Origin of the sequence: Amycolatopsis sp. CB00013, from assembly GCF_001905755.1 — a bacterium.
Lineage (GTDB): Bacteria > Actinomycetota > Actinomycetes > Mycobacteriales > Pseudonocardiaceae > Amycolatopsis > Amycolatopsis japonica.
Map to the genome: position 1 here is coordinate 181681 of NZ_LIWC01000006.1, position 26196 is coordinate 207876.

General features: G+C 69.5%; 23 protein-coding genes. 10 read left to right on the forward strand and 13 right to left on the reverse strand.

The genetic code is table 11. The annotated features are described in order from the left end of the window. Positions 1-5: 5 nt before the first annotated feature. Positions 6-1259 (forward strand): glycosyltransferase family 4 protein, encoded by a 1254-nt coding sequence (locus tag AMK34_RS34240; protein ID WP_038509310.1) that lies wholly within the window; start codon positions 6-8, stop codon positions 1257-1259. Positions 1260-1594: 335 nt separating this feature from the next. Here AMK34_RS34240 and AMK34_RS43800 read toward each other — a convergent pair whose 3' ends face one another. The 3 genes from AMK34_RS43800 to aceA form a co-directional block, all read right to left on the reverse strand. Beyond that, a complete protein-coding gene (locus AMK34_RS43800; protein WP_255431241.1) occupies positions 1595-1726 on the reverse strand; it encodes a hypothetical protein in 132 nt (43 codons plus the stop codon). Positions 1727-2128: 402 nt separating this feature from the next. Further along, positions 2129-3733, reverse strand: coding sequence for a malate synthase A (gene aceB / locus AMK34_RS34250; RefSeq protein ID WP_073848129.1), 1605 nt, complete (start codon positions 3731-3733; stop codon positions 2129-2131). A gap of 102 nt (positions 3734-3835) precedes the next feature. Continuing rightward, positions 3836-5122: an isocitrate lyase gene (gene aceA / locus AMK34_RS34255; RefSeq protein WP_007031644.1), complete on the reverse strand. Its 1287-nt coding sequence runs from the start codon at positions 5120-5122 to the stop codon at positions 3836-3838. Between the two features lie 228 nt (positions 5123-5350). Here aceA and AMK34_RS34260 point away from each other — a divergent pair, with 228 nt between their 5' ends. After that, on the forward strand, positions 5351-6778 hold the full coding sequence (locus tag AMK34_RS34260) for a short-chain fatty acyl-CoA regulator family protein (protein WP_037341856.1): 1428 nt from the start codon (positions 5351-5353) through the stop codon (positions 6776-6778). A gap of 77 nt (positions 6779-6855) precedes the next feature. Continuing rightward, on the forward strand, positions 6856-7680 hold the full coding sequence (locus AMK34_RS34265; protein WP_073848130.1) for an NAD(P)H-binding protein: 825 nt from the start codon (positions 6856-6858) through the stop codon (positions 7678-7680). Positions 7681-7753: 73 nt separating this feature from the next. On the opposite strand, the gene ilvA is transcribed toward AMK34_RS34265, so the two are convergent. Further along, on the reverse strand, positions 7754-9010 hold the full coding sequence (ilvA, locus tag AMK34_RS34270) for a threonine ammonia-lyase IlvA (protein WP_073848131.1): 1257 nt from the start codon (positions 9008-9010) through the stop codon (positions 7754-7756). A gap of 95 nt (positions 9011-9105) precedes the next feature. Here ilvA and AMK34_RS34275 point away from each other — a divergent pair, with 95 nt between their 5' ends. Next, entirely contained in the window at positions 9106-9672 is a 567-nt protein-coding gene (locus AMK34_RS34275; protein WP_174492005.1) for an NADAR family protein, read from the forward strand. A 136-nt stretch (positions 9673-9808) separates the two neighbouring features. Here AMK34_RS34275 and AMK34_RS34280 read toward each other — a convergent pair whose 3' ends face one another. Then, the gene (locus AMK34_RS34280; RefSeq protein WP_007031648.1) at positions 9809-10567 is read right to left on the reverse strand and encodes an acyltransferase; all 759 of its coding nucleotides are present in this window, start codon (positions 10565-10567) and stop codon (positions 9809-9811) included. 53 nt (positions 10568-10620) lie between these two features. On the opposite strand from AMK34_RS34280, the gene AMK34_RS34285 reads away from it, so the two are divergent. The 3 genes from AMK34_RS34285 to AMK34_RS34295 all read left to right on the forward strand — a co-directional run bounded on the left by AMK34_RS34285 (position 10621) and on the right by AMK34_RS34295 (position 15361). After that, positions 10621-11580 carry a nucleoside hydrolase gene (locus tag AMK34_RS34285; RefSeq protein ID WP_073848132.1) on the forward strand — a complete coding sequence of 320 codons (960 nt, stop codon included), beginning with the start codon at positions 10621-10623 and terminating at the stop codon, positions 11578-11580. Further along, positions 11580-12707 carry a C40 family peptidase gene (locus AMK34_RS34290; RefSeq protein WP_073848133.1) on the forward strand — a complete coding sequence of 376 codons (1128 nt, stop codon included), beginning with the start codon at positions 11580-11582 and terminating at the stop codon, positions 12705-12707. The genes AMK34_RS34285 and AMK34_RS34290 overlap by 1 nt, the downstream gene beginning before the upstream one ends. Before the next feature lie 65 nt (positions 12708-12772). Beyond that, positions 12773-15361 carry a DNRLRE domain-containing protein gene (locus AMK34_RS34295; protein WP_158073314.1) on the forward strand — a complete coding sequence of 863 codons (2589 nt, stop codon included), beginning with the start codon at positions 12773-12775 and terminating at the stop codon, positions 15359-15361. Positions 15362-15407: 46 nt separating this feature from the next. Here the strand turns inward: AMK34_RS34295 and AMK34_RS34300 are convergent, their stop codons facing one another. After that, positions 15408-16427, reverse strand: a complete 1020-nt coding sequence (locus tag AMK34_RS34300) for a hypothetical protein (RefSeq protein WP_073848135.1) — start codon at positions 16425-16427, stop codon at positions 15408-15410. Positions 16428-16528: 101 nt separating this feature from the next. Between AMK34_RS34300 and AMK34_RS34305 the strand changes: the two genes are divergently transcribed. Both AMK34_RS34305 and AMK34_RS34310 read left to right on the forward strand, forming a co-directional pair. Further along, complete coding sequence (locus AMK34_RS34305) at positions 16529-17149, forward strand: TetR/AcrR family transcriptional regulator (RefSeq protein ID WP_083650087.1); 621 nt, start codon at positions 16529-16531, stop codon at positions 17147-17149. Between the two features lie 4 nt (positions 17150-17153). Beyond that, positions 17154-17684 carry a hypothetical protein gene (locus AMK34_RS34310; RefSeq protein WP_073848137.1) on the forward strand — a complete coding sequence of 177 codons (531 nt, stop codon included), beginning with the start codon at positions 17154-17156 and terminating at the stop codon, positions 17682-17684. On the opposite strand, the gene AMK34_RS34315 is transcribed toward AMK34_RS34310, so the two are convergent. The 4 genes from AMK34_RS34315 to AMK34_RS34330 form a co-directional block, all read right to left on the reverse strand. Then, positions 17660-18478: an NAD(P)H-binding protein gene (locus AMK34_RS34315; RefSeq protein WP_073848138.1), complete on the reverse strand. Its 819-nt coding sequence runs from the start codon at positions 18476-18478 to the stop codon at positions 17660-17662. The two genes, AMK34_RS34310 and AMK34_RS34315, sit on opposite strands and share 25 nt — an antisense overlap. Positions 18479-18507: 29 nt before the next feature. Then, on the reverse strand, positions 18508-19674 hold the full coding sequence (locus AMK34_RS34320) for an NAD(P)/FAD-dependent oxidoreductase (protein ID WP_073848139.1): 1167 nt from the start codon (positions 19672-19674) through the stop codon (positions 18508-18510). An 82-nt stretch (positions 19675-19756) separates the two neighbouring features. After that, on the reverse strand, positions 19757-20701 hold the full coding sequence (locus AMK34_RS34325; RefSeq protein WP_073848140.1) for an RNA polymerase sigma-70 factor: 945 nt from the start codon (positions 20699-20701) through the stop codon (positions 19757-19759). A gap of 22 nt (positions 20702-20723) precedes the next feature. Next, on the reverse strand, positions 20724-22073 hold the full coding sequence (locus AMK34_RS34330) for a carotenoid oxygenase family protein (RefSeq protein WP_073848141.1): 1350 nt from the start codon (positions 22071-22073) through the stop codon (positions 20724-20726). A 90-nt stretch (positions 22074-22163) separates the two neighbouring features. On the opposite strand from AMK34_RS34330, the gene AMK34_RS34335 reads away from it, so the two are divergent. Further along, the gene (locus AMK34_RS34335; RefSeq protein WP_073848142.1) at positions 22164-22688 is read left to right on the forward strand and encodes a TetR/AcrR family transcriptional regulator; all 525 of its coding nucleotides are present in this window, start codon (positions 22164-22166) and stop codon (positions 22686-22688) included. A 1-nt stretch (position 22689) separates the two neighbouring features. Here the strand turns inward: AMK34_RS34335 and AMK34_RS34340 are convergent, their stop codons facing one another. The 3 genes from AMK34_RS34340 to AMK34_RS34350 all read right to left on the reverse strand — a co-directional run bounded on the left by AMK34_RS34340 (position 22690) and on the right by AMK34_RS34350 (position 26099). Continuing rightward, complete coding sequence (locus tag AMK34_RS34340) at positions 22690-23820, reverse strand: FAD-dependent oxidoreductase (RefSeq protein WP_073848143.1); 1131 nt, start codon at positions 23818-23820, stop codon at positions 22690-22692. A 98-nt stretch (positions 23821-23918) separates the two neighbouring features. Next, positions 23919-25184, reverse strand: coding sequence for a carboxylesterase/lipase family protein (locus AMK34_RS34345; protein WP_073848144.1), 1266 nt, complete (start codon positions 25182-25184; stop codon positions 23919-23921). A gap of 9 nt (positions 25185-25193) precedes the next feature. Beyond that, positions 25194-26099: an MBL fold metallo-hydrolase gene (locus tag AMK34_RS34350; protein WP_073848145.1), complete on the reverse strand. Its 906-nt coding sequence runs from the start codon at positions 26097-26099 to the stop codon at positions 25194-25196. Positions 26100-26196 lie beyond the last annotated feature (97 nt).

Below are 26196 nucleotides of genomic sequence, written 5' to 3' on the forward strand. Positions count from 1 at the left end.
CACCCATGCGCGTGCTGATGTTGTCGTGGGAGTACCCACCCGTGGTCGTCGGCGGACTCGCACGGCACGTCCACGCCCTGGCCCGGCATCTCGCCCGGCAGGGGCACGATGTGGTCGTCCTGTGCCGTCACACGGCGGGCACCGACGCCGAGACCCATCCGAGGACCGATCGCGTGGTCGAGGGCGTCCGGATCATCCGGGTCGCCGAAGACCCGATGCACGTGACCTTCGAACGGGACCTCGTCGCGTGGACGCTGGCCATGGGGCACGCGATGGTCCGCGCCGCCACCGACCTGCTGCGCGGCTGGCAGCCGGACGTCGTGCACGCGCACGACTGGCTGGTCACCCATCCCGCGATCGCGATCGCGGAGGCCGCCAGGGTGCCGCTGGTCGGCACGATCCACGCCACCGAGGCCGGACGGCACTCCGGCTGGCTCTCGCATCCGCTGAACCAGCAGGTGCACTCCGTCGAGTGGTGGCTCGCGAACCGCTCGGACGCGCTGATCACCTGCTCGCAGGCCATGCGCCGCGAGGTGGCGCATCTGTTCGAGGTCGACGGCGACGCGGTCACCGTGATCCACAACGGCATCGAGGAACGCACCTGGCAGGTGCCCGCGGAGGAGGTCGCGCACGCGCGCGAGGTCTACAGCCCCTCCGGCGCGCCGCTGCTGCTCTACTTCGGACGGCTGGAATGGGAGAAGGGCGTGCAGGATCTGCTCGCCGCGCTCCCCCGGATCCGCCGCGCCAAACCGGGGACGCGGCTGGTCGTCGCCGGCAAAGGCAGGCATCTGGAGGAACTGGTCGACCAGGCCCGCAAGCTGCGCGTCCGGCGCGCGGTGGACTTCGTCGGGCACCTGTCCGACCGCGAACTGCGCGCCGTGCTGGCCGCGGCCGACGCCGTCGTGCTGCCCAGCCGGTACGAACCGTTCGGGATCGTCGCGCTGGAGGCCGCCGCCGCGAAGGCGCCGCTCGTGGCTTCGACCGCGGGTGGGCTCGGCGAGGTCGTCGTCGACGGCGAGACCGGCCTGGCGTTCAGCCCCGGCGACGTCGACGCCCTCGGGGACGCCGTCGAGGCGGTCCTGGACGACGAGGTCGCCGCCGCCCGGCGGGCGCTGACCGCGCAGTCGCGGCTGGCGGCGGACTTCGACTGGGGCCGGATCGCCGAGGCGACCGTGGCGGTCTATCGGCGGGCTCGCGTCGCCGAGCCGGTGGAACTGGGGCGGCCGAAGATCGCCACCGGCAACGCCTTCGAGCCGTGAGCACCTGACGCATTCAGAGGACTAAACGCGGCGGGTCGCATTTAGTCCTCTGAATGCGGGGGTTCGGTGCTGGTTTCGTGTTGTGAAAGCCACTTTCGCAACGTTGAAGGTTGCGAAAGTGGCTTTCGCAACGTCGGCAGGGGCAGTCGCCGACGGCATGTCGCGAAAGCCACTTTCGCGACGTCTGATGTCCTGAAAGTGGCTTTCGCGACATGAGCGCCGGCTTAATGCGGGGGCGGAGGGGAATCCGGGACGTCGGGGGACCCGGATCCCCCTCCACGAACGTCGCGGGTCGCGAGGGGCGCGACCCCCGGGGCTGCTCTAGGTGGCGAAGATCAGAAATGGCAGGGCCGGACACAGTCCGGCTGCACCGAGACCCCGGCCGAAGCGGACACCGCCGGGGCGGCGAGAGCGACGGCGAGGACGGCGAAGGTCGCGGCCAAGAGCGTTCTCAACTGCTTCTTCATGGTGGCTCCTCGGGGAAACGGGCGGAACTCCCACCCGGCGCCGAGCATCCGCGCGACCCGCCGCCGAAACAACGGGGGCTTCACTAGGTACCCCTACCTATTCGCGGTCCGTGACCGATTCGTCCGGTCCCGTGAGTGCTCGGAGTCGGATCACGCGTGATTGAAGGCGGAACTCGCGTGATTGAAGCCGGAGAAAGCCGCGGAGACCCCGCCCACTGCGGTGTGGGGGTGAGCGGGGTCCCCGCGGCGAGGCGCACGCCCGACAGCGCTACCGGAAGAGCGCGCGCGTGAAGCGGGTCCGGTGGCGGGGAGCCTCCGCCACCGGACCCGTTGGGCCACACCGTCCCAAACCGGTGTGGAACCCGGCCGCCCCGCGTCAGGTAGGGGCGGCCGGAGCCTCGATCAGTGCGTGGTCAGGTATCGCGCGTACGCACCGGTGGTGAGGAAGCTCGGCAGCTTCTCGCCCAGCGCGGTCTCGGTGAAGATCTCGTAGGCGTCGCCGAGCCGGGTGTCCTCGCCCAGTTCGGCCCGCACCGACGCCAGCTCTTCGTCCAAATAGGACACGGCGAGTTCGCGGGTGAGCGCGGTGCCGTCTTCGAGCTTCGTGCCGTTGCGGATCCACTGCCACACCTGGCAGCGCGCGATCTCGGCGGTGGCGGCGTCCTCCATCAGGTTGTGGATCGCCGCCGCGCCGGTGCCGCGCAGCCAAGCGTCGATGTAGCGCAGCGCGACGTTGATGTTGGCGCGGACACCGGCTTCGGTGACCTCGCCGCCCGCGCTGGCGACGTCGAGCAGATCCTCGGCCGTCACGACGACGTCTTCACGCAGCTTGCCGAGCTGGTTCGGCCAGCCGCCGAGGACGTTGTCGAACACCTCGCGGCAGACCGGGACGAGGCCGGGGTGCGCGACCCACGAGCCGTCGAAACCGTCGTTCGCCTCGCGTTCCTTGTCCTGGCGGACCTTCTCCAGCGCGGTCGCGTTGATCTCCGGGTCCTTGCTCGGGATGAACGCGGCCATGCCGCCGATGGCGTGCGCCCCGCGCTTGTGGCAGGTGCGCACCAGCAGTTCGGTGTAGGCCCGCATGAACGGGACGGTCATCGTCACCTGCGCGCGGTCCGGGAGCACGAAGTCCGCGCCGTGCGAGGAGAAGTTCTTGATGACGCTGAAGATGTAGTCCCAGCGGCCGGCGTTCAGCCCGGCGACGTGCTCGCGCAGTTCGTAGAGGATCTCCTCCATCTCGAACGCGGCGGTGATCGTCTCGATCAGCACGGTGGCCCGGATCGTGCCGCGCGGGATGCCGAGTTCCCGTTGCGCCAGCAGGAAGACGTCGTTCCACAGCCGCGCTTCGAGGTGGTTCTCGAGCTTCGGCAGGTAGAAGTACGGGCCGCTGCCGCGGGCCAGCAGCTGGCGCGCGTTGTGGAAGAAGTAGAGGCCGAAGTCGACCAGGCTCGCCGAAACGGGGCGGCCGTCGATGCGGATGTGCTTCTCCACCAGGTGCCAGCCGCGGGGGCGGGCGACGATCGTCGCGGGGTCGTCGCCGATCGTGTAGCGCTTGCCCGCCTCGGTGGTGAAGTCGATGTTGCGGCGGATCGCGTCGAACAGGTTGAGCTGCCCGTCGATCACGTTGTGCCAGGTCGGCGAGGTCGCGTCCTCGAAGTCGGCGAGCCAGACCTTCGCGCCGGAGTTGAGCGCGTTGACCGTCATCTTGCGATCGGTCGGTCCGGTGATCTCGACGCGGCGGTCTTCGAGACCGGGCGCGGACGGCGCGACCGACCAGCTGCTGTCGTCGCGGATCGCGTGCGTCTCGGGCAGGAAGCCCAGCGGCTCCTCACCGGACTGCAGCTTCTCGCGGCGCAGACGGCGCGCGTCGAGCAGTTCGCGGCGGCGGCCGGCGAACGCGTTGTCCAGTTTGGCCACGAAGTCCAGCGCGGCCGGGGTGAGGATCTCGGCGAACCGGTCACCGGCGGGTCCGCAGACGTCGATCCGGTAGTTCAGCTTCTCAACCATGGTGTGCCTCCGCTGGGGCTTCGCGAGAGATAGAAGGGGATGGGAGGTGGCGGTCTCCGCTGGGAGTCCGGAGACCGCCACCTGGCACCTACTTGCGAGGGATCAGAACTGCTCGGCCTCGGTGGAACCGGCGAGCGCGGTGGTCGAGCTCTCCGGGTTCAGCGCGGTCGCGACGTTGTCGAACCAGCCGGTGCCGACCTCGCGCTGGTGCTTCGTGGCGGTGTAACCGCGGTCCTCCGAAGCGAACTCGCGCTCCTGCAGGTCGACGTAGGCGGTCATGCCCTCGCGGGCGTAACCGTGCGCCAGGTCGAACATCGAGTAGTTCAGGGCGTGGAAGCCGGCCAGGGTGATGAACTGGAATTTGTAGCCCATGTGGCCGAGTTCGCGCTGGAACTTCGCGATCGTCGCGTCGTCCAGGTGCTTCTTCCAGTTGAACGACGGCGAGCAGTTGTAGGCCAGCATCTGGTTCGGGTACTTGGCCTTGATCGCCTCGGCGAACTGGCGGGCGACCTCGAGGTCCGGCTTGGAGGTCTCCATCCACAGCAGGTCGGCGTACTCGGCGTAGGCCAGACCGCGGTCGATGCAGGGGTCGATGCCGTTGGTGACGTTGTAGAAGCCCTCGGCGGTGCGCTCGCCGGTGACGTACTTGCGGTCACGCTCGTCGACGTCGCTGGTGATCAGCGTGGCGGCCTGCGCGTCGGTGCGGGCGACGATCAGCGACGGCACGTTCAGCACGTCCGCGGCGAGGCGGGCGGCGTTCAGCGTGCGCTCGTGCTGCTTGGTCGGGATGAGCACCTTGCCACCGAGGTGACCACACTTCTTCTCGGAAGCGAGCTGGTCCTCCCAGTGCACACCCGCGGCGCCGGCGGCGATCATGCCCTTCATCAGCTCGAAGGCGTTGAGCGGGCCACCGAAGCCGGCCTCGGCGTCGGCGACGATCGGGGCGTACCAGTCGATGTCGGTGTTGCCCTCGGCCCAGTTGATCTGGTCGGCGCGGCCCAGCGCGTTGTTGATGCGGCGGACGACGGCGGGCACCGAGTTGGCCGGGTAGAGGCTCTGGTCCGGGTAGGTCTGGCCGGAGAGGTTGGCGTCGGCGGCGACCTGCCAGCCCGACAGGTAGATGGCCTTGAGGCCGGCGCGCACCTGCTGCACGGCCTGGTTACCGGTCAGGGCGCCCAGCGAGTGGACGTAGTCCTCGTTGTGCAGGAGGTCCCACAGCTTCTCGGCGCCGCGGCGAGCGAGCGTGTGCTCCTCGACCACGCTGCCGCGCAGCTTGACCACGTCAGCCGCGGAGTACGACCGCTTCACGCCCGCCCAGCGGGGGTCGGTCTCCCACTGCTTGGCCAGTTCGGCGGCCGCCTGCTCCAGCTGCTGCGCGTGCTGAGTCATCGGATTCTCCCGGTGTTGCGAAGTTTGCGAGTGATCGCCTTTCCTGATCCGACCCTGACATGACTGGGGAAATCCGATCCAGGCCTCCAATTTGCCAATTTCTGCGAAGCTTCCGTAGCATCTTGCAAAGGTTGCGAATCGCAGGTTCGCAAGCGGAGCGAAAATCCACGTGCTTGACCGTTCACTGAATCGTTCAGGCCCGGAAACCTTGCGGACAGAGAGGCCTCAGTGGACAAAACCTTCGCCGGAGCGAAGCTGCGGCATCTGCGCGAAAGCCGGTCGATGAGCCAAGCGGATCTGGCTCGTGTGCTGGAGATCTCACCCAGTTACCTCAACCAGATCGAGCACAACTCGCGGCCGCTGACCGTCCCGGTGCTCCTTCGCATCACGCAAGCGTTCGGAGTGGACACCGAGTTCTTCGCGAACAACGACACCGCCCGCCTGGTCGCGGACGTGAAGGAAGCGCTGCTCGACGAGGTCCTCGGCGTGGACGTCACGAACAGCGAGCTCAACGACCTGGCCACGAACCTGCCGACGATCGCCCAGGCACTGGTCAAACTGCACCGCAGCTACCGCAACGCCGTCGAGAACACCGCCGCGCTGACCACCGAAAACGGCCTGGGCCTGCATGGAAGCGCCGCCACCGCCCTGCCGCACGAAGAGGTCCGCGATTTCTTCTACGAGCGGGAGAACTACGTCGCCGAGCTGGACGAACGCGCCGAACGCATGGCGCACGACATCCCGCTGCAGCGTGGCCAGGTGCTCGCGGCGCTGAAGGAAACGCTGATCCAGCGCTACGGCGTCGACGTCACCAGCGAAGGCATCGACGAGGCCAACGGCGAACAGCACCGGTACGAACCCGGGCCGCGGGTGCTGCGGCTGGCGCCGAGCCTGCGCGTCGGGCAGCAGGCGTTCCGGATGGCTTCGCAGATCGCCTTGCTCGAATACGACGACCTGATCACCGAACTCGCCGATTCGTGGGCGTTCTCCGGACCCGCCGCGCGTTCGCTGGCCAGGGTCGGGCTCGCGAACTACTTCGCGGGCGCGCTGATCCTCCCCTATGGACCGTTCCTGTCGACCGCGGAACGCTTCCGCTACGACATCGAGCGGCTGTGCGACCACTTCGGGGTCGGCTTCGAGACGGTCTGCCACCGGCTCTCGACGTTGCAGCGGCCGAAGAACCGCGGCGTGCCGTTCTCGTTCGTGCGTGTCGACCGGGCGGGGAACATGTCGAAACGCCAGTCCGCGGCCGGTTTCCACTTCTCCCGCGTCGGCGGCGCGTGTCCACTGTGGAACATCTACGAGGCGTTCACCCAGCCGGGCAAGATCCTCACCCAGATCGCGACCCTGCCCGACGGCAAGAGCTACTTCTGGGTCGCGCGGACGGTTTCGCGCAACATCGGCGGCTACGGCAGCCCCGGCAAGACGTTCACCGTCGGCCTCGGCTGCGAACTGCGGCACGCGAAACGGCTGATCTACTCGACCGGGCTCGACCTCGACGACCGCGCGGCGGCGACGCCGATCGGCATGGGTTGCAAAGTCTGCGAACGTCCGGCCTGTTCGCAGCGCGCGTTCCCGACGATCGGCAAGCAGCTCACCGTCGACGAGAACACGAGCACCTTCGTCCCGTACCCGGCGGTGCCGAAGGCGCCTTGAGCCGTCCTGATCTCCCTGGCAGGGTTGCCGTCGACGGCCGCCGGTGTGACGGCGGCCACCGCACTGGGGAGAACCGAATGATCTTGGTGACCGGGGCAGGCGGCAACGTCGGCTCGGAACTGACCGGAATCCTGGCGCGCGGCGGGCATCCCGTCCGAGCGCTGGTCCGCACACCGCGGCCGTTGCCGGACGGCGTCGAAGCGGTGGTGGGCGATCTCAACGAGGCGACGAGCCTGAAACCCGCGCTGGACGGTGTCCGGGCGGTCTTCCTGCTCGGCGGCTACGAGGACATGCCCGGCGCGCTCGCGGTGATGCGGGACGCGGGTGTCGAGCAGGTGACGCTGCTGTCGTCCCGTTCGGTCGTCGGCGGGCACGCGGACAACGCCGTCGCCGGGATGCACATGGCGGCCGAGGCGGCGGTGCGTGCTTCGAAGCTGGCGTGGACCTTCCTGCGGCCGAGCGGGTTCATGTCGAATTCGCTCCAATGGGTCGCGCAGCTTCGCGCGGGGGATGTCGTGCGTGAGCCGTTCGCGAACGTCCCGGTGGCGACGATCGATCCGTACGACATCGCCGCCGTCGCCGCGGAATCGCTGACCACGCCGGGACACGAAGGCCGGGCGTACGCCATCACCGGTCCGGGTTCGCTCCGGCCCGCCGACCGGCTCCGTGTCCTGAGTGAACTGTTGCGGCGGGAGCTGCGCCTGGATCCGCTTTCGGACGCCGAGGCCCGCGTGACGATGAGTGCGGAGATGCCGGCGAAGTACGTCGACGCCTTCTTCCGCTTCTTCGTCGAGGGCGAGTTCGACGACTCCGAGGTCACGGGTGCCGTCCAGGATCTGACCGGACGGGAGCCACGACCGTTCGCGACCTGGGCCCGGACGCATCTGGCCGCCTTCCGCTAGCCGCGTTTCGTCCTCTGGATGCGGTCGTTGCACGCGCAAGGACCGCATCCAGAGGACGAAATGCGGGAGGGGGTCACACCAGGAAGTGGAACAGCGGGCTGCCCGGTTCCACCCGCTCCACCTGCAGCGGGCTGGCCTCCAGCCGGTGCAGCAGGCCTTCCAGGTCACCCGGCCGCGCGAGTTCGACACCGATCAGCGCCGGGCCCGTCTCTCGGCTGTTGCGCTTCACGTATTCGAACCGCGTGATGTCGTCGTCCGGCCCGAGGACCTCGTCGAGGAACCGCCGCAGCGCGCCGGGCTCCTGAGGGAACCCGACCAGGAAGTAGTGCTTCAGTCCTTCGTGGATCAACGACCGTTCGAGCACTTCGCCGTAGCGGCTGACGTCGTTGTTGCCGCCGGAGACGACGCACACCACGATCTGCCCGGGGTCGATCTTCACCGTCGTGCCGAGCGCGGCGGTCGCGAGCGCGCCCGCGGGTTCGGCGATCACGCCGTCGGACTGGTACATCGCGAGCATCTCGGTGCAGATCGCGCCCTCGGCGACGTCGGTGAGCTCGACACCGCCGTCGCGGACCAGCGGATACGTCACCGATCCGGCCAGCGCCACCGCCGCACCGTCCACGAAGGTGTCGACGCTCTCGAGCCGCACCGGCTCCCCCGCCGCCAGCGCGGCCGCCATGCAGGTCGCGCCCGCCGGCTCGACCCCGACGATCCGCATCTCCGGCGCGCGTTCCGCGGCCCACGCGGCGATCCCCGCGAGCAGTCCGCCACCGCCGACCGGCACCACCATGACGTCCGGGACGAATCCGAGCTGCGCGACGACCTCCATCGCGACCGTGCCCTGCCCGGCGACCGTCTCCGGCGCGTCGAACGCGGGGACCAGCGTCGCGCCGGTGCTCTCCGCGTCCTGCTTCGCGGCGCTGAAGGCGTCTTCGTAGGTCTCGCCGACGACGATGACCTCGATATGCGAGCCGCCCAGCGTCGCGATGCGCTCGCGCTTCTGCCGGGGAGTCGTGCCGGGGACGTAGACGCGGCCGTTCGCGCCGAGGCGGCGGCACGCGTACGCGACGCCCTGCGCGTGGTTGCCCGCGCTCGCACAGACGACGCCGCGCTCCCGGTGCTCCGCGTCGAGCTGGACGATGAAGTTGTAGGCGCCGCGGATCTTGTACGAACGCACGGTCTGCAGGTCTTCGCGTTTGAGCCAGACCCGGGCGTCCACCCGCGCCGAAAGCCGCTCGTTCGGTTCGAGCGGCGTGCGGGTCACCACCCCGGCCAATCGCTTGGCGGCCTCTTCGACCGTTCGGGCGCTCACCGTTTCGATCCCTCGCACGAATGCTGAATGTACTGACCGCCCCCGGCCACGGCGGAGAGTGGTCCAGTGGGTGCTTCGCAGGGTTGTCGGTGGCCTGTGGTCCACTGGTCGCCATGGTGAGCAAGGTCGACGGAGTCCGGAGTCTCGATGCGTTGCGCGAGCTGGTCCACAGCGGCGCGGAGCCCGAGTACCAGCTCTTCTACGGCCACACCCCGCTCAAGAGCGGCCGGGTCAACGCGGCCTGCCTGAGCCAGTGGTGGCAGGCGCCGTTCGTCGCGGGCGGCGAGCGGTACCCGACGGCCGAGCACTACATGATGGCGAGCAAGGCGGAATTGTTCGGCGATCACGAGGCCGCGGCGAACATCCGTCAGGCGCCGGATCCCAAGACCGCCAAGATCCTCGGGCGCGAGGTCTCCGGTTTCGACGCCGAGGTGTGGGAGCGGCACCGCTTCGACATCGTCATCGACGGGAACCTCGAGAAGTTCCGTCAGCACGCCGAGGAGCGCGAGTTCCTCCTGGGCACGGGCGACAAGGTGATCGTCGAGGCGTCCAGGATGGACCTGGTCTGGGGCAGCGGCCTCGCCCGCGAGGACAAGAACGCCACCCGCCCCGACTACTGGCGCGGGCAGAACCTCCTGGGCTTCGCGCTCATGGAGGTCCGCGAGCAGCTGCGCGGCTAGCTCTCGCGTGATCCGAGACCGCACACGCGTGCTTGGAGACCGAACTCGCGTGATTGAAGGCGGAACTCGTGTGTGCGGCTTCCGATCACGCGAGTCACGTCTCTGATCACGCGAGTCACGTCCTCAAGCACGCGAGTTACGAGTCGACGCCCAGGGTCTTCTGCAGCGCCTTGTTCGCCTTGCGCGCCATGTCCGCGACGGCCTCGCGGCGGGCGGCGTCGGCGGCGTAGTCGTCCTGGCGGTTCCGGACGACGCGCGCCGGCGAGCCGACGGCGATCGAGTAGTCCGGGATCTCGCCCCGCACCACGGCGTGCGCGCCGAGGACGCAGCCGCGGCCGACCCGGGTGCCCTTGAGCACGGAGACCTTGGTGCCGATCCAGGTGTCCGGGCCGATCCGCACCGGCGACTTCACGATGCCCTGATCCTTGATCGGGACGGTGATGTCGGTGGTGACGTGGTCGAAGTCGCAGATGTACACCCAGTCCGCGACGAGCGTGGCCGCGCCGAGTTCGATGTCGAGGTAGCCGTTGAGCACGTTCTGCCGCCCGAAGACGGCCTTGTCGCCGATGCGCAGCGAGCCCTCGTGGCAGCGGATCGCGTTGCCGTCGCCGATGTGCACCCAGCGGCCGATCTCCAGCCGCCCGTAGCCGGGGCGGCAGTGGATCTCGACGTCCTTGCCGAGGAACACCATCCCCCGCAGGATGATGTGCGGGTTCGCGATCCGGAACTTCAGCAGCCGCCAGTACCGCACGAGGTACCAAGGCGTGTACGCGCGGTTTCGCAGCACCCAGCGCAGCGAGTCCTTGGTCAGGAACTTCGCCTGACGCGGATCACGACGGGCCTGGCCCCAGGCGCGGAGCCGCGACAACGCGGGCGCACCCCACATGGACGTCATACCGGTGACCGTAACCTGTGAACAGGCCGTCGACCGCAAAGGGGAGCACGCGCATGGGCACCAAGCTGATCATCGACACCGACCCGGGGGTCGACGACGCCTTCGCGCTGGCGCTGGCCGCGCAATCCGAGGACGTCGACCTGCTCGGCGTGACCACGGTGTTCGGCAACGTCCCGCTGAGCCACACCACCGCCAACGCCCGCCGCCTGCTCCAGCTCTTCGGCCGCGACGACGTGCCCGTCGCCGCCGGTGCCGCACGGCCGATGGTCTACGACAACGCCAAGCCCGCCGGGTTCGTCCACGGCGAGGACGGTCTGTCCGGCCACGCCGGGATCCTGCCGGAGGCGAAGCGCCCGCTCGACGAACGCGACGCCGTCCGCCTGCTGGTGGATCTGCTGGAAGCCGCCGACGAACCGGTGACCATCGCCCCGATCGGCCCGCTGACGAATATCGCGCTGCTGCTGGCGGCGCATCCGGACATCCGCGAGAAGATCGGCCGGATCGTCGTGATGGGCGGCGGGGTGACCAAGGGGAACTCCACCACCGCGGCCGAGTTCAACATCTGGAGCGACCCCGAGGCCGCGCGCCGGGTACTGGTCGACGAGGACATCCCGACGGTGCTGGTCCCGCTGGACATCACGCACCAGTGCTCGGTCGACACCGGCTGGCTCGGCAAACTCGCCGCGTCCGGCCCGCTCGGCGCGGCGCTCGAAGCGCTGACACCCACCTACGTCGAGCACTACACCCCGATCCTCGGCATGCCGGGGATGGTCATGCACGACGCGGTCGCGGTGGCCGAGGCGATCCGGCCGGGCATCCTCGACGTCGAGTCGTACCCCGTGGACGTCGAGTGCGGCTTCGGCCCCGCCCGCGGCGCGACCCTGGTAGACCGGCGAAGGCTGCGAAGCACCGATCCGCAGGCCGTGCCCGGCCGCACCATCGACGTCGCGCTGACCACCGATGTCGACGCCTTCCGCGAGTTCGTCCTCGGCCGGATCACCGGGGGCCGGTGATGGAGCAGGAAACCTCGCGCCGCCGCAGACTCCCGGTGATCATCGCCGCGGTCGTCGTCGCGGGTGCCGCACTGGTCGCCGCCATCACCTTCGCGCCGAAGGAGGAGCCGAAGACGGAGGCCGCCGCCGTCGAGTCCTCGGCCCCGCCCACGCCGCCGCCGTCGTCGTCCGCCCCGGCGGAGATGCCGAAGGAACAGCCGAAGGTCCCGCAGCAGATGGGGCAGGAGTTCGACGCCTGGGTGTCGAAGACCAGCGGCTGGCTCGACATCCCGCTGCGCGCGATGACCGGGTACGCGAAGACGACCGTGGCGCTGAGCAAGGAAACGCCGGGCTGCCGCCTTTCCTGGGTGACGCTGGCCGCGCTCGGGAAGATCGCGTCCGATCACGGCCGCGCCGCCGGTTCGGGGCTGAACGCCGACGGCGTGCTGACCAAGCCGCTCGGCGCGGTCGAGGTCCGCGACTTCTACAACAAGGTCGTCTCGTCCGCGAACGCGAGCGGCCCGCTGCAGCTGACGCCGTCGGTGTGGGACCGGTTCAAGGCTTCGGCGAGCGGCGGGAAACCGGACCCGCAGAACATCGACGACGCCACGCTCACCGCCGGGCGCGCCCTGTGCGCGGGCGGCCGCGACCTCGGTCAGGGCCAGACGTGGTGGAACGCCGTGAGCACGCTGCAACCCGCGCCGCTGCTGATGCACCGCACGCTCGCGACGGTCAACGTCTACGGCACGGTCGGCCAGAACCCGCAGCCGCCGAACGCGGCCGCCTTGAGCGCGGTCAACTTCGCCATCGACAAGATCGGGCTGCCGTACGTCTGGGGCGGCAACGGCACCGGCGGCAGTGACCCCGGTTTCGACTGCTCCGGCCTGACGACGGCCGCGTACGCCAGCGCGGGCGTCAAGCTCATGCGCACCGCCCACACGCAGTACCACAGCGTGAACAGGGTGACCGATCCCCAGCTGGGCGACCTGATCTTCTACGGCGAGCCGAACACGAAGATCCACCACGTCGGGCTGTACATCGGGAACCAGCAGATGATCGACGCCCCGCAGACCGGGCAGGCGGTGCAGGTGCACACCTACCGGAAACAGGGCGACGACTACGCCGGAGCTGGCCGCCCGACGGCCTAGGACGACGGGCAACCAACCCTCCCTTTGAGGCGTGTACGTCGTGCATGCCACAAGGGAGGGCCAGCATGACCTTACGAAGATCACTGACGTTGCCCGCTGTCGCGCTCGCCGTCGCGCTCACCGTCACCGGTGGCGGGACGGCGGCGGCCACCGATCACCAGCGTTCCGAGGTGACGCTGTCCGCGACGTCCTGGGGTTACGTCGACTCGGCGACACCGGCCACCGCCTACTTCAAGCCGTCCGGCAGCCTGCCGGTCGGCACCTGGGACACCACACCGCACCTTCAACGCTCCTACGTGAACTTCGACCTGGGATCGTTGCGGGGTGTGCCGTTCACGACGGTGCTGCTGTCGGCGGGCGAGACGCACTACGTCAACTGCGACAGCCGGGCCACCGAGGTGTGGCGGACCTCCGCCTACACCAAGCAGTCGACCTGGCAGAGCCGCCCGGAGGAGCGGACACGGGTCGCGTCCAGGAGTGCCGACAGCACCTGCATCGACAACCACGCCACGTTCGACGTCACCGCCGCGGTGCGGGACGCGATCGCACAGAAGGCCCGTCACCTCACGCTGGGCATCCGCGTCGCCGAAGCCCACGAGGCGAACCCTGCGTTCTATCGGAGGATCGAGTCCCCGGCGACGCTGCGGGTGGTGAACAACGCTCCGCCCGCGACGCCGACCGACCTGCGCACCAACGACGAACCCTGTGCCAAGGACGGCACCGGACCGCTGGTGAATTACCAGGCGAAGCTGAGCGCACGGCTATCCGACCCGAACGGCGACACCACGTTCGGGCAGTTCACGTGGTGGCCGGTGGCGGACCCGTCACAACGGCGTACGGCCACCGCCGCCGAGGCGTACGTGGACGCCTCGGGCCTCGCCGACGGTACCTATGCGTGGGAGGTGTACGCACAGGACAGCTGGGGGGCGAAGTCGTCCACGACCGGCCCGTGCCGGTTCACCGTCGACCGCACGGATCCGAACGCGCCCGCCGTCGCCTCCGCGACGTACCCGGCGGGCACCGAGGGCGGCGGGGTCGGCGTGGCGGGCGACTTCACCTTCTCCCCCAACGGTTCCACCGACGTCGTGCGCTACGACTACGACTTCGGCGGGGACATGCGGGAGATCGCCGCGGGCCCCGACGGCACGGCCACCATCAGCTTCACCCCCACCACCAACGGCTGGGACTCGGTGGTCGTACGGGCGTGGGACCGGGCGGGCAACCTCTCGCTCAGCACCTACCACTCGTTCATCGTCAAGGAGACGCGACCGACGGTCACGTCCGACCGCTACCCGCCGCAGGGCGGCCCGGACGGCGGCATCGGCGTTCCTGGCGTGTTCCGGTTCGCGCCGGCGGCACCGAACGTCGTGGCGTACGACTACCGGCTGAACGACGGCGCGTCCGCCACGGTCACGGCGGGCCAGGACGGCGTCGCCGAGGTGACGATCACGCCGGCCACCGGCGGTGATCACGTGCTGTTCGTGCGCAGCACCGACGCCTCGGGCGTGAAGTCGCCGGAACGGGAGTACCGCTTCCTCGTCGACGCGTCACCGGTGGTGAGCGGGCCCGAAAACGTCGACCTCGGCGCCTCGGTCACGTACACGGCGAAACCGAGAATGCCGCACATCGTCGAGTACGACTACTGGTTCGCGAGTGCCGAAAGTACGAAGTGGACGGTCAAGGCGAACGCCGACGGAACCGCCGCGCTGCCGGTCGAAGTCACCTCGACCGAGCAGACCCTGCTGCGGGTCCAGGCCCGCGACGCTTCCGGCGGCCTGTCCCCGGTGACGGAGAAACGGTTGTGGCTCAACACTTGGCGACCCACGGTCGGCTACGTGGGCGACATCGCGACGGAGGGCGCGGCCGTCGCGTTCACGTTCACCACCCCGATGCCGAACGCCGTGGAGTTCGAGTACTGGCTGGCGGCGGACCCGGCGACGAAGTGGACCGCGCCGGTCAGCGGGAACACCGCGACGGTGAACTACACCCTGCCGAGGATCGGCGACTACGAGATGCTGGTGCGCGCGAAGAACGCGGCGGGCGTGTGGTCGTCGACGGGCAACCTCACCTGGACGACGACGAACGACCCGGCGGTGACCTCCAAGGAATTCCAGCTGAACGGGCGGGTGTTCCCCGGCACCTTCACGTTCGACGCCCGCCAGCCGGGCGCGGTGGCGTTCGAGTATTCCTTCGACTGGGGCCCGTTCCAGCGGACGGCCGCCGAGAACGGGCGCGCCGTGCTGGCGTGGACTCCCCCGCTGCCACCGGAAGGCTCGGCCTACCACAACCTGCGGGTGCGTACGGTGACCGCCGACAACGTCTCCTCGCAAGAGAAGACGTATTACTTCAACATTTTGAGCGCACCGTACGTGTCGTCGAAGGAATACCCGGAAAGCGAGTGGTCGGGCGGTGCCGGCGTGCCGGGGACGTTCACCTTCACGCCGGGTATGCCGGGCATGGTCTCGTACACCTACTCCGTCCGGAACGACTGGGGTGCCGTGACGGAGGAGATCACCGTACCGGCGGACGGTTCGGGCACGGGGACGATGACGTGGACCCCACCGGACCGGGGCATCTACTCGGTCCACGTGCGGGGCAATACGGCCGACGGCGGCAAGTCGGGTGGCATCGGCTACTCGGTGTACGTCAGGTGACCGCATGACCGGTGGCCCCGTTCCCCCAGGGATCGGGGCCACCGGTTCAGCCGCGGTAGTAGTCGGCGAGGGCGCTGAACGCGGCCTTGGGTTCCCAAGGCATGCCTGGATAAGTGTCACCGTCGCGATCTTCGAAGACTTTGACGATGCCGAGACTGGCCAAGTCCAGGTCACGGCGAGGGTCACCGGGGCGGTGCGGGTAGTTGGAGAGCGCGAAAAGGTAGACGAAGGCGCCGTCGACACCTTCGGCGTCGAAGATCTCCAGTAGCTCGCGCAAGTAGGTGGCCTGACCGGCCTCGTCGCGGTCGTACTCCCCGTTCAGTCGGACCGGGTCGCCGTTCTCGTCGTGTTCGACGATCTCCATGCTGCGCGGCGCCTGATCGCCGGCGCCGCGCCAGGTGGCCGTGCCGAAGCCGGTGATCGCGACCGGTTTTCCTTGCGCCACAAGGGCTCGCACCCCCTCCTGGAACCGGTCGGCCACCTCCGCGGACCGGATGAGTTCGACCGACATGATGTCGAAGAGGCTCCAGTCGACCCGCTCGAACGGGATGCAGGCGTAGGTGACCTTCCCGTGGAAGTGCCGCCGGACCGCCGCCACGGCGTCGCCGAGGAAGTCGTTGAGGCGCGCGCTCGCCTCGGCGGTTCGCTCACCCAGGCTCTCCGGCCTGCTGAAAAGTCGTTCGAGCCGCTCGGTGATGTCGGCACCGGGCAGGAATCCGTGGTCCATGAGGCTCAGCTCGACGCCGGTGACGAACACGACCTCCGCTCCCGCCCTCCGGACCCGTTCCGCCCGCTGAGCGCAGTCGGCGAACAACGCCAGCATCTCCTCGGGCGTCAGCTCCAGCGGGTAGGGCGAGAACCAGACCTCCAGCCCGAGTTCCGCGGCGAGGTGAGCGGCCTGCTCCAGCCGCTCCGGATCGCCGCCGACGAGATGCACGGCGTTGCAGTGCAGGTCGTCACGGATGACGGCCAGCTCGCGTTTCACCAGGTCGAGATCGAAGTTCTCACGGGAGATCGCGCCGCCCCGGACGAAGCCGGTGTCGTAGGCGATGCCTTTGGCACGCATGGGTTCGGTCCTCTCTTGCCGGAATGTGGTGACCGAGACTAAGCAGAAAATTGCGTGCGCGCAAGTTTGCGTTCACGCAAGTTCACTGGGATACTCGGCCGGTGACCGGATTGCGCGACCAGAAGAAGCAGGCCACCCGGAAGACCTTGCGCGAGGCGGCGCTGCGGCTGGCCCTGGAGCGTGGCCCCGAAAACGTGCGCGTCGACGACATCGCCGAAGCCGCCGGAGTCTCGCCCCGGACCTACAACAACTACTTCTCCAGCCGCGAACAGGCGATCGTCGCCGCCGTCTCCGCCGAGCGGGAAGCGCGGATCGCGGCGGCGGTGGTGGCTCAGCCCGCTGAAGCCGGCCTCGCCGACGCCGTGATCGAGGCGATCGTCGAGCAGTACACCGACCCGGGTGAGCATCAGCGCGACGCGCTGCTGCTGATCACCACCCGGCCGGCGCTGCGCGACGCCTTCGCCGACACCACGAGCGCGCTCGAAGTCCCCCTCGCCGACGCGATCGCTCAACGCCAGGGCGACATCCAGCCGCACATCGCCCTGGTGCTCGCGGCGAGCGTGACCGCCGCGGTGCGCATCGCGCTCCAGCGATGGCTCCAGCCGAGTACGGCCGGCGGGCTCGTCGTGCCGTCCGGCTCACTTCCCGACCTGCTCCGCGGCGCACTCGCGCCCCTCGCGCCCGCACTCGACGCCGCCGAAGCCCGTCGCGACATAGGGTGAGCGCGTGTACTCACCGATTCCGGTCCTGAACGAGCTGAAGGACCTCTACGACTCGACCCGCGACTACCTCGCCGACGGTTTCGAGCTGTACGACTACGACGACAAGAGCAGCTTCCCCCAGGAGCTGGACGACCCGGCGTTCCTCTCGCGCTTGATCCCCTTCGCCCAGGCGAACGGGAGCGGCTCGACTTACGCCATCTGGCGAGCCGACGACGAGACGGACCTCGCCCTCGCGCCCATCGTCGTCTTCGGCGACGAGGGTGGCGAGCACGTCGTCGCCCGCGACTTCACGGATTTCCTGCGGCTGCTGGGTTTCGACGCGGAGATCATGGTCGACCACGATTCGGCCTACTACTACCGGTCGGAAGACGACGACCACAGCGGCTCGCACGAGCTGTTCGTCGAGTGGCTCCGGGGGCGGGGCCTGACGCCGTCCGAGGATCCGGACGCCGTCGTGGCCGCCGCCCGGGAAGCCCACGGTGATCGGTTCCGGGCGTGGATCACGCCGTTCTACGAACGGATCGGCTGGGCCTGAAAGGCCGTCGCGTTGTCGCGCGCCCAGTCGGCGAAGGTGAGCGCGGGCCGTCCGAGGAGTTCTTCCACCGTGGTGGTCGTGGGCCCGGGGCGTTCGCTGTAGTCGGCCAGGGAACCGAGCAGGCGGTCGGGGACCTCCTCGGGGAGTCCCTGCGCGAGCATTCCCTGCCGTACCCGCTCGGGCGGAAGCTCCTGAAAGGACAGTGCCCGGCCGGCGGCCGCGCCGATGAGCCGCACCTTCTCGTACTGGTCGACCGATCCCGGACCGGTCAGCGTGGACACCGACCCCGCCGGGAGGTCGCCGAGAAGGCCTCGCGCGGCGACCTCGGCGATGTCGGTTTCGTGGATCGGGGAGGTGGCGGCGCGGCCGTACGCGCCGCGCACCACGTCACCCGCCTGGAGCTGGGGTACCCAGGCCAGCGCGTTGGCGGCGAAATCCGCCAGGCGCAGGACCGTCCACTCCAGACCGGAGCGCGTGACGAGCTCTTCGGCTTTCTTGAACTGGGCGGCGAAACGCGCCTCCCCGGCCGGGTACTCGACGGTGGTGGCCGACAGCAGCACCACCCGCCGCACCCCTCGTCCGGCCGCCAGCTTCAGCAGCTCTTCGAGGCCGGGGCCGGTCGCCCGCGGGCTGATCTGGATCGCTTCGACACCTTCCAGCGCCGGTTCGATCCAGGCGGGACTGAACAGGTCCCCGTCGCCGCGGGTGATCGCGGTGACGTCGATACCTTGGCGCAGCAGGACATTCTTCACTTGACGTCCCACGACGCCGTTCGCTCCGGTGATCAGGATCATGATCGTTCCTTTGTTCGGCGTGCGGATGGTCAGACGCTGGCGAGTTCTTCGGTCTGGACGATGCGGCGGCGACGCACGGGACGCATCGACGTCGGGTGCGAGATGCTCCAGGCCGCGGCCTTGCAGATGATCTCCTTGAGCCGGGCGGCCGTTTTGCCGGTGAGCGCCGAGTCCTTGGGCCGGTCGTCCGGGGTCACCCACTGCACGACGGCGTCACGGCGGCCCAGGCTGACGCACTGGCCGGTGTACCCGATCTTGTTCTCGGGGAGCGAGCCTCCGGTCAGGTCGGCGACGATGGCGTCGGCCGCGCGGTAGGCCGTGGGAACGCCCGAGGCGCAGGACATCCGCAGCGGCGTCCCGTTCGCGCCCGTCGCGAGCGCGGCGTCACCGACGGCGTAGACGTCCGGGTGCGAGACCGAACGCATCGTGTCGTCGACGACGATCTGTCCCGTCGCGGAGACGTCCAGTGTCGTCGCGGCGGCGATGGGGTGGACGGCGAAACCGGCCGTCCAGACGGTCACCTCGGCGGGAATCTCGCGGCCGGCCGCGGTCGTCACGCCGTCCGGCCCGACACGCGTGATGTCGGTGTCCTCGTACAAGGTGATGCCGAGCCTCTCGAAGGTCCCGCGCAGGTGGCGCCGCGCCTTCTCGCTCATCCAGTCGCCGAGACCGCCACGGGCCGCGAGCGCGACTTCGAGATCCGGCCTGGCTTCCGCGATTTCCGTGACGGCTTCGATGCCGGTGAGGCCGCCGCCGACGACGAGCACGCTCCCGCCCGCGGCGAGGTCGGCGAACCGCGCCCGCAGCCGCAGCGCGGAAGCCTTGCCGTCGATGTGGTGGGCGTGCTCGGCGACACCGGGGACACCGCTGTCCGCGGCGGCGCTGCCGAGGGCGTAGACGAGCGTGTCGTAGGCGATGTCCCCGTCGTCGAGGGCGACGGTCTTGCGTTCGGTGTCGACCGCGCTGACCCACGCCGTCCGCACCCGCACGCCCGTACCCGCGAAGACCTCGGTCAGCAGGCGGGGTTTCAGGTCCTGGCCGGTCGCGAGCTGGTGCATGCGGACCCGCTCGACGAACTCGGGGTCTGCGTTGACGAGGGTGATCTCGGTGTCGGCGGGGTGCAGCCGCTTGGCCAGCCGCCCGGCGGCGTTGGCTCCGGCGTATCCGGCTCCGAGAACGACGATTCGGTGCTTCATGGTCTCACTCCTGTCCGGTCGGTGTTCGCTGCCTGAACCGGGCAGCGACACGAAACCTGACAGCGGCGGACTGTGATCCGGGTCACCAGGGGACGGTGAGCGGCTCCCCGCGCTCGGAGATGCCCCACTGACCCGCCGCGCGGTCGAGCTTGGCGGGGTTCACCTGGGCGTGGACCGCGGCGATGCCGTCGGCCGTGACCTCCAAGGAGACGACGCCGACGAGCTTGCCCTCCACCATCAGCGCCAGCGCGGGAACGCCGTTGGCGATGGTGGAGAACAGCTCGGGCTTGCCGCCGATCAACGACCACTTGGCGGCGCTCGGCTTGAAGAGGCCGCGCAGGAACCTCGCCACCCGGACCGCGCCGGTGATCGGCCGCGGCAGCGAGAAGAGCACGCCGCCGCCGTCGCCCACGCTGATCGCGTCGTCGGCCAGCAGCCGCACCAGCGCGTCGGTCCGGCCGCTGAGCGCCGCGGCGAGGAACTCCTCGACGATCTTGCGGGCCGCGGCCGTGTCGACCTCCACCCGCCGCCGGTCGGCGGCCAGATGCCGCTTGGCCCGCCGGTAGATCTGCTGGCAGTTCGACTCGGTGACGTCGAGGACCTCGGCGATCTCGGCGTGGGAGTACCCGAACGCCTCGCGCAGCACGTACACGACGCGTTCCTTGGCCGAGAGCCGTTCCATCAGCGTGAGCATCGCGATGGAGACCGATTCGCGCTGCTCGACGGTGTCGGACGGGCCGAGCATCCGGTCCCCCGCGAAGACCGGCTCGGGGAGCCATTGGCCCACATAGGTTTCCCGCCGGGCCCGCGCCGAGGTGAGCCGGTTGAGGCAGAGGTTGGTGAGCACCTTCGTCAGCCACGCCTCCGGCGTCTCGACGTACTCGCGATCGGCGGACTGCCAGCGCAGGAACGTGTCCTGCACCGCGTCCTCGGCGTCGCTCGCCGACCCCAGCAGGCGATACGCGATCGCCTCCAACCGGCCACGGGCCGCCTCGAACACCTCGACCTCGCGCGCACCGGTCAGCATCACCTCAGATTAGCCATCGGAGTCAGGCCGCGGGGATCCAGCTGCCGTGCAGTCCCAAGGGGACACGGGCGGGCAGGTGGACCCTCGCCAGGGGCTCGCCGGTGAAGTCCTGCGACGCCAGGATCACCAGATCCGCCGCACCACGGTCGCGGTCGTGGACGTAGACCAGGTTGTAGCCGTCGTCCTCCGCGGCCGCGCGGGCCGACGGGACGAACACGGTCTCCCCCGCGCTCGCGTCGCGGCCGAACTCGTGGGCTTCGGTGACGCCGGTCAGGAGGTCGTGCTTGAGCAAGGCGCTGCTGAAACCCTCGTCGGGGCGGTCCGGTTCCGTGGCGCTGGGGGTGGCGTACAGCTCGGCAGCCGCCGAATAGCCGTAGCGGTAAGGCTTTCCGCCGAACCGGCCGTTGAGGCGCGGGAAGTCCTGCGGACGGTCGTGCAGCAGCGAGCGGGTGGCCCGGTCGGCCGCGAGATCCACCGTCCAGCGTTCGAGCACGGGCTTCGAGGCGCCGACGTCGGCGAAGTCGATCGGCCGGGGATGCACGACCACGTCCACCACCACGGTTCCGTCGTCCTCGAAGGCGTTCAAGGTGTGACCGACCATGACGGGCGCGGTCTCGAACCACCGCACCGTCCCGCCCGCCCTCGGCAGCAATCCCAGCCGTGACGGCAGTTCCCGGTTCCAGCCGAACGGCACGCCCGTCGCCAGGCGCTCGGGCATGAAGACCATCGGGGACTCGTAGAACACCACGTAGTGCTCGGTGAGCGCGAAGTCGTGCATGTACGGCAACGTGGGCGCCTTGATGTCGGTGACGCTCCGGTTGCGCCCGTCGGGGCCGATCACGATGTGCTGCACGAAATCCGCGCCGTACCGGAAGGCCAGCGAGTGCAGTTCGCCGGTCGCGTGGTCGTACTTGCTGTGCGCGTTGGCGGAGAAACCCTGTTCCGTCGCACCGAGGGAGGCGGGCCCGACGGTGTCGAGTTCGTCGGTCAGCTCGTACGGCGCCAGACCTCCTTCGATGAGCGCGTAGAGGCGGCCGCCGTGGCCCGCGACCTGCACGTTCGGCGCGAAGTCCAGGCGCTCGTCGGCGACCTGCCCGCGCCGCGGTTCCCCGAGCCGGTCGGCCACGGAGGCCGACCGGACCCAGCGGTTGCGGTACCACTCGGCGCGGCCGTCGCGCAGGCGAACGCCGTGGACCATGCCCTCCCCGAGGGTCCAGATATGCGCCGACGCGTCTTCGAGGCCGAGCGGGTTCGGGCCGATCCGCAGGTAGCGGCCGTCGAGGTCGTCCGGGATCTTCCCGGTGACGGGCAGGTCGAAGGCGGTGATCTCTTCGGTGACCGGGGCGAAGTTGCCCAGGACGTAGCGATTCATCGTCGGGTTTCCTTGCTGCTAGGCGTCTTGAACATTTGTATAATACATTTGTATAAGACGCTTGTCACAGCCCCGCGCTAGGATCGCCGCATGGGACAACGAGAGGACCTCCTCGACGGGGCCAAGCGCTGCCTGATCGAACGCGGTTACGCGCACACCACCGCGCGGGACATCACCGCGGCCTCGGGAGCGAACCTCGGCTCCATCGGGTACCACTTCGGTTCCAAAGAGGCCCTCATGAACGAGGCCATGATCGAGCTGTCCACCGAAGTGGTCGAGCGCCTGCGCGAGCCGGAGGACGCTTCGCTCACCACCACTTGGCAGGGCCTTGTCGACTCCTTCGGCGAGCAGCGCGATCTGTGGACCGCCGTCCTGGAGAGCGCCACCCAGGCCATCCGCTTCCCGGAACTGCGCGAACGGCTCGCCGACGCCCAGGACGAGGCCCGCAAGGTCCTCGGCGAGCGGCTGTCCACCACCGACGCCGAGGCGGCGGGCGCCGTCCAGTTCGCCCTCATCGCGGGCGTGATGATGCAGCACCTCGTCGCCCCGGACCGGGCCCCCAGCGCGGAAACGATCATCCGCGGCCTGGAGGCCCTCGCCGGCGGCAAGGCCTGACTCAGCCCTTCCGCTCCTCGAACATGTTCAGCAGCACCTCGGGAACGTCCTCACCGAAGATGCTTTCGAGCAGGAAGTCCTCCTCGATCGGCGTTTCGCAGCGCACGAACATGGCGTGTTCGTACTCGGCGAGAGCGGCCTCGACGTCGTCGGGACGCGCGGCGAGCGCCTTGCCCAGTTCGGCGCCGTCGAGCATCGCCAGGTTGGCGCCTTCCCCGTTCGCCAGCGCGAGATGCGCGGCGTCGCCGAGCAAGGTCACGCCGGGCACGCGCTCCCAGCGCAGCCCGAACGGCAGCGTGAAGGCGGGACGGTGGATCGGCACGATGTCGCTTTCGGTGATGAGCGCGGTCAGCTCCGGCGACCAGTCGCCGAACTCCGCCGCGATCCCCGCCTTGGCCGCATCGGCGTCGGAGAAGTCGATGGCGTCGAACCACTCCAACGGCTTGCCGAGCTCCACATAGGCGTGCAGGGTGTCGCCGCTTTCGCGGTGGGCGTTGATACCGATGCCCTCCGTGGTCCCGGCCCCGAACATCGATCCGCCGCCGACGGTCTTCGCCACGGCGGCGTGCCGGGTGTCCGCGTCGTACAGATAGGTCTCGACGATCGACGTGCCGGAGTACTCGGGAACGGCGTCGGTGAGCAGCGGCCGGACCCGTGACCAGGCCCCGTCGGCACCGACCAGGAGACCCGCGACGACGGTGGAGCCGTCGTCGAAGGTCACCTCGTGGCGGCCGTCGCCGAGCGTCCGGGCGCCGACGACCTTGCGTCCCCAATGGACAGTGCCTTCGGGGAGCGAGTCGAGCAGCATTCGCCGCAGATCCCCGCGTTGCGCCTCGGGGCGGCCGCCCGTGCCGTCGTCCCCCCGCTCGAACAGGACGGTCCCGTCCCGGTCGAGCACCCGCAACGCCTGACGGCCCTCCAGGACGATGCCGCGGAACTCGTCCATCAGCCCGGCGGCTTCGAGCGCGAGCTGGCCGTTGTAGTCGTGGATGTCGAGCATCCCGCCCTGCAGGCGTGACGTCGGGGACGCTTCGGCTTCGTAGACCTCGGAAGGGATGCCGTGGACGTGCAGGACCCTGGCCAGGGTGAGCCCGCCGAGACCGGCGCCGATGATCGTGACAGGTGTGTTCATGGTGACCCCTCGATCGCTTCTGGAATGACATTCCAGAGCGTGTCTCGGGCCGCTGTCAGACGCCGCACACGACACTGGCACCGGTCTGACAGGCGCTGTCAGCCGAAGAACTCGACGATGTCCTTTCCCCAGCCGGGATCACCCGTCCTCGCGAACGCGACCCACGCTCCGTGCACCCGGGCCGCGAGCCCGTCCGGGACGGGATCGGGGCCGAGCAGGCCGGTGTCCCCGTGCAGCCACGGCTCGTCGGCGACGTCGAAGACGAACGGCAACTCGACGGTGTGGGCGGCGCCGAGCCGTCCGTTCGACGCCGTCGAGCGATAGCCGAACGAGTACCGGTGGGTGTGCCCCGACGAGAGCGCCGCGTGCGCCCGCGCCAGCCGCTCGGTGCCGTCGCGGAACAACCTCCGTCCGAGATCCGGTTCGCCGTAAAGGTTTCCTTCCTCGGTGTTGGTCCCGATGAGCAGCGCGACATCCCCGTCGAGAGGACCGTCCGCGGGCTGGACCGGCAGGACGAGGCTGAACGGGCTCAGCCCGGCCAGGGGATCCACGGCGGTTTCGGTCCGCAGATCGAGCCCGGCCAGCGCGGGCAGGATCTGCAGGAACCGCGCGTCTGGGATCGCTCCGAACGCCCGCGCGGTGGGCTCGGCTCCCAGCGCCGCTGCGGCGGCCGCGGTGACCCTGGCCGCTTGTTCCGGGGTGAAGGCGCCGGTTCCGCTGCCGCTCTGGACGATCGCCCGGCGGAACAGGCCCTTGGCCTCCGGTGTCGCGAGCAGCGCGCCGGTGAGCGTCGCCCCCGCGGACTGCCCGAACACGGTGACGTCGCCCGGATCGCCGCCGAACACCGCGACCGTGTCTCGCACCCAGCGAAGCGCGGCGAGCACGTCGAGCAGGCCGCGGTTGGGCGGAGCGCCTTCCAGATCCAGGAAACCGGGGACGCCGAGGCGGTAGTTCACCGTCACCAGGACGACGCCGTCGCGCGCGAACGCCCTCCCGTCGTAGAGCGCGGCGCGAGTGGAACCGGTGACGAAACCGCCGCCGTGCACGAAGACCATGACCGGACGCCGTCCGTCGTCCGCCGCCGGTGTCCGGACGTCGACGGTGAGGTACTCCTCGCCACGCACCCAGCCGGGTCCGAAGTACGGCGTCATGTCGAGCTCGCCGAAGTCGCGTACCGGCTGGGGTGCCGTCGGCCCTGGCCGCGTCCCGTCCCGGACGCCGGACCAGCCCGGATGCGGCGCCGGCGGGAGGAAACGGCCGGGGCCGATCGGCGCCGCCGCGTACGGGATGGCGCGATAGAGCTCACCGAAGGGATCACGGCTGCCGCGGACGGCACCGGCCGGGGTTTCTGCTTGCACGTACACGAAAACTCCTCAGGAGAGCGGCGAGAACGCGGCCCACCGCGCGATCGCGAACTTCGATCCGCGGCGCTCGACCCGGACAGCGCCCTGGGCACCGAAATGCGCCGGGAAGAGGAGCGCGCGGCCGTCGGCGGCCTGGCCGAGCAGCTTGTGCCGGGTGGCCCGCGATCCCGCCGGATCTTCGCAATAGGGCGAATTGGTGTCCGGTTCCACGATCTGCAGCGCGGTGTGCACGAGATCGCCCACGAACAACGCCCGTTCCCCGCCCGATTCCAGGGTGAGCACGGACGAGCCGGGCGTGTGACCGGGCGCGGGATCCAGCCGCAGATTCCGGTCGATCCGGTACGTGCCGTCCCACAGCCGGGCCAGCCCCGCCTCGTGGACCGGCGCGACGCTGTCCTCGAAGACGTTCTGATTTCCGCGTCCCAGCACGGAATCGTGCGCTTCGGCCGGATTCCAGAAGTCGAAATCGGGCCGAGGCATCAGATACGTGGCGTTCGGGAAGGTCGGCACCCAGGTGCGGCCGTCGAGCCGGGTGTTCCAGCCGACGTGGTCGATGTGCAGATGGGTGTTCACCACGACGTCGACGTCCTCGGGCCGCACTCCGGCGGCCGCGAGGTTGTCGAGGTAGGCGGTGTCGAGGCGGTTCCACACCGCCGCGTACGGCCGGTCCTTGTGGTTGCCGACGCCGGTGTCGACGAGGATCGTGCGTCCTTCGCTGCGGATCAGCCAGGACTGGAGCGCCGCGTGGCACTCGTTGGTCTCGGGGTTCCAGAAATCGGGCGCCAGCCAGCCGCGGTGTTCGTCCCACGCGCCGTCGGGGCTGTCCGGCAGGAATTCGGCCGGGGTCATGCCGAGCGAACCGTAGAACTCCTTGACGCGGGTGACCGTGACGTCTCCGATGGTGATCTCGTCCATGTCCCCGAGCCTTCAGCCCCGGCCGGACACGGACCACGCCCCGTTCGTCCTCCCACTGGGAGGGTGTGGCTGACGCGGACCGTGCCCCGGATACTCG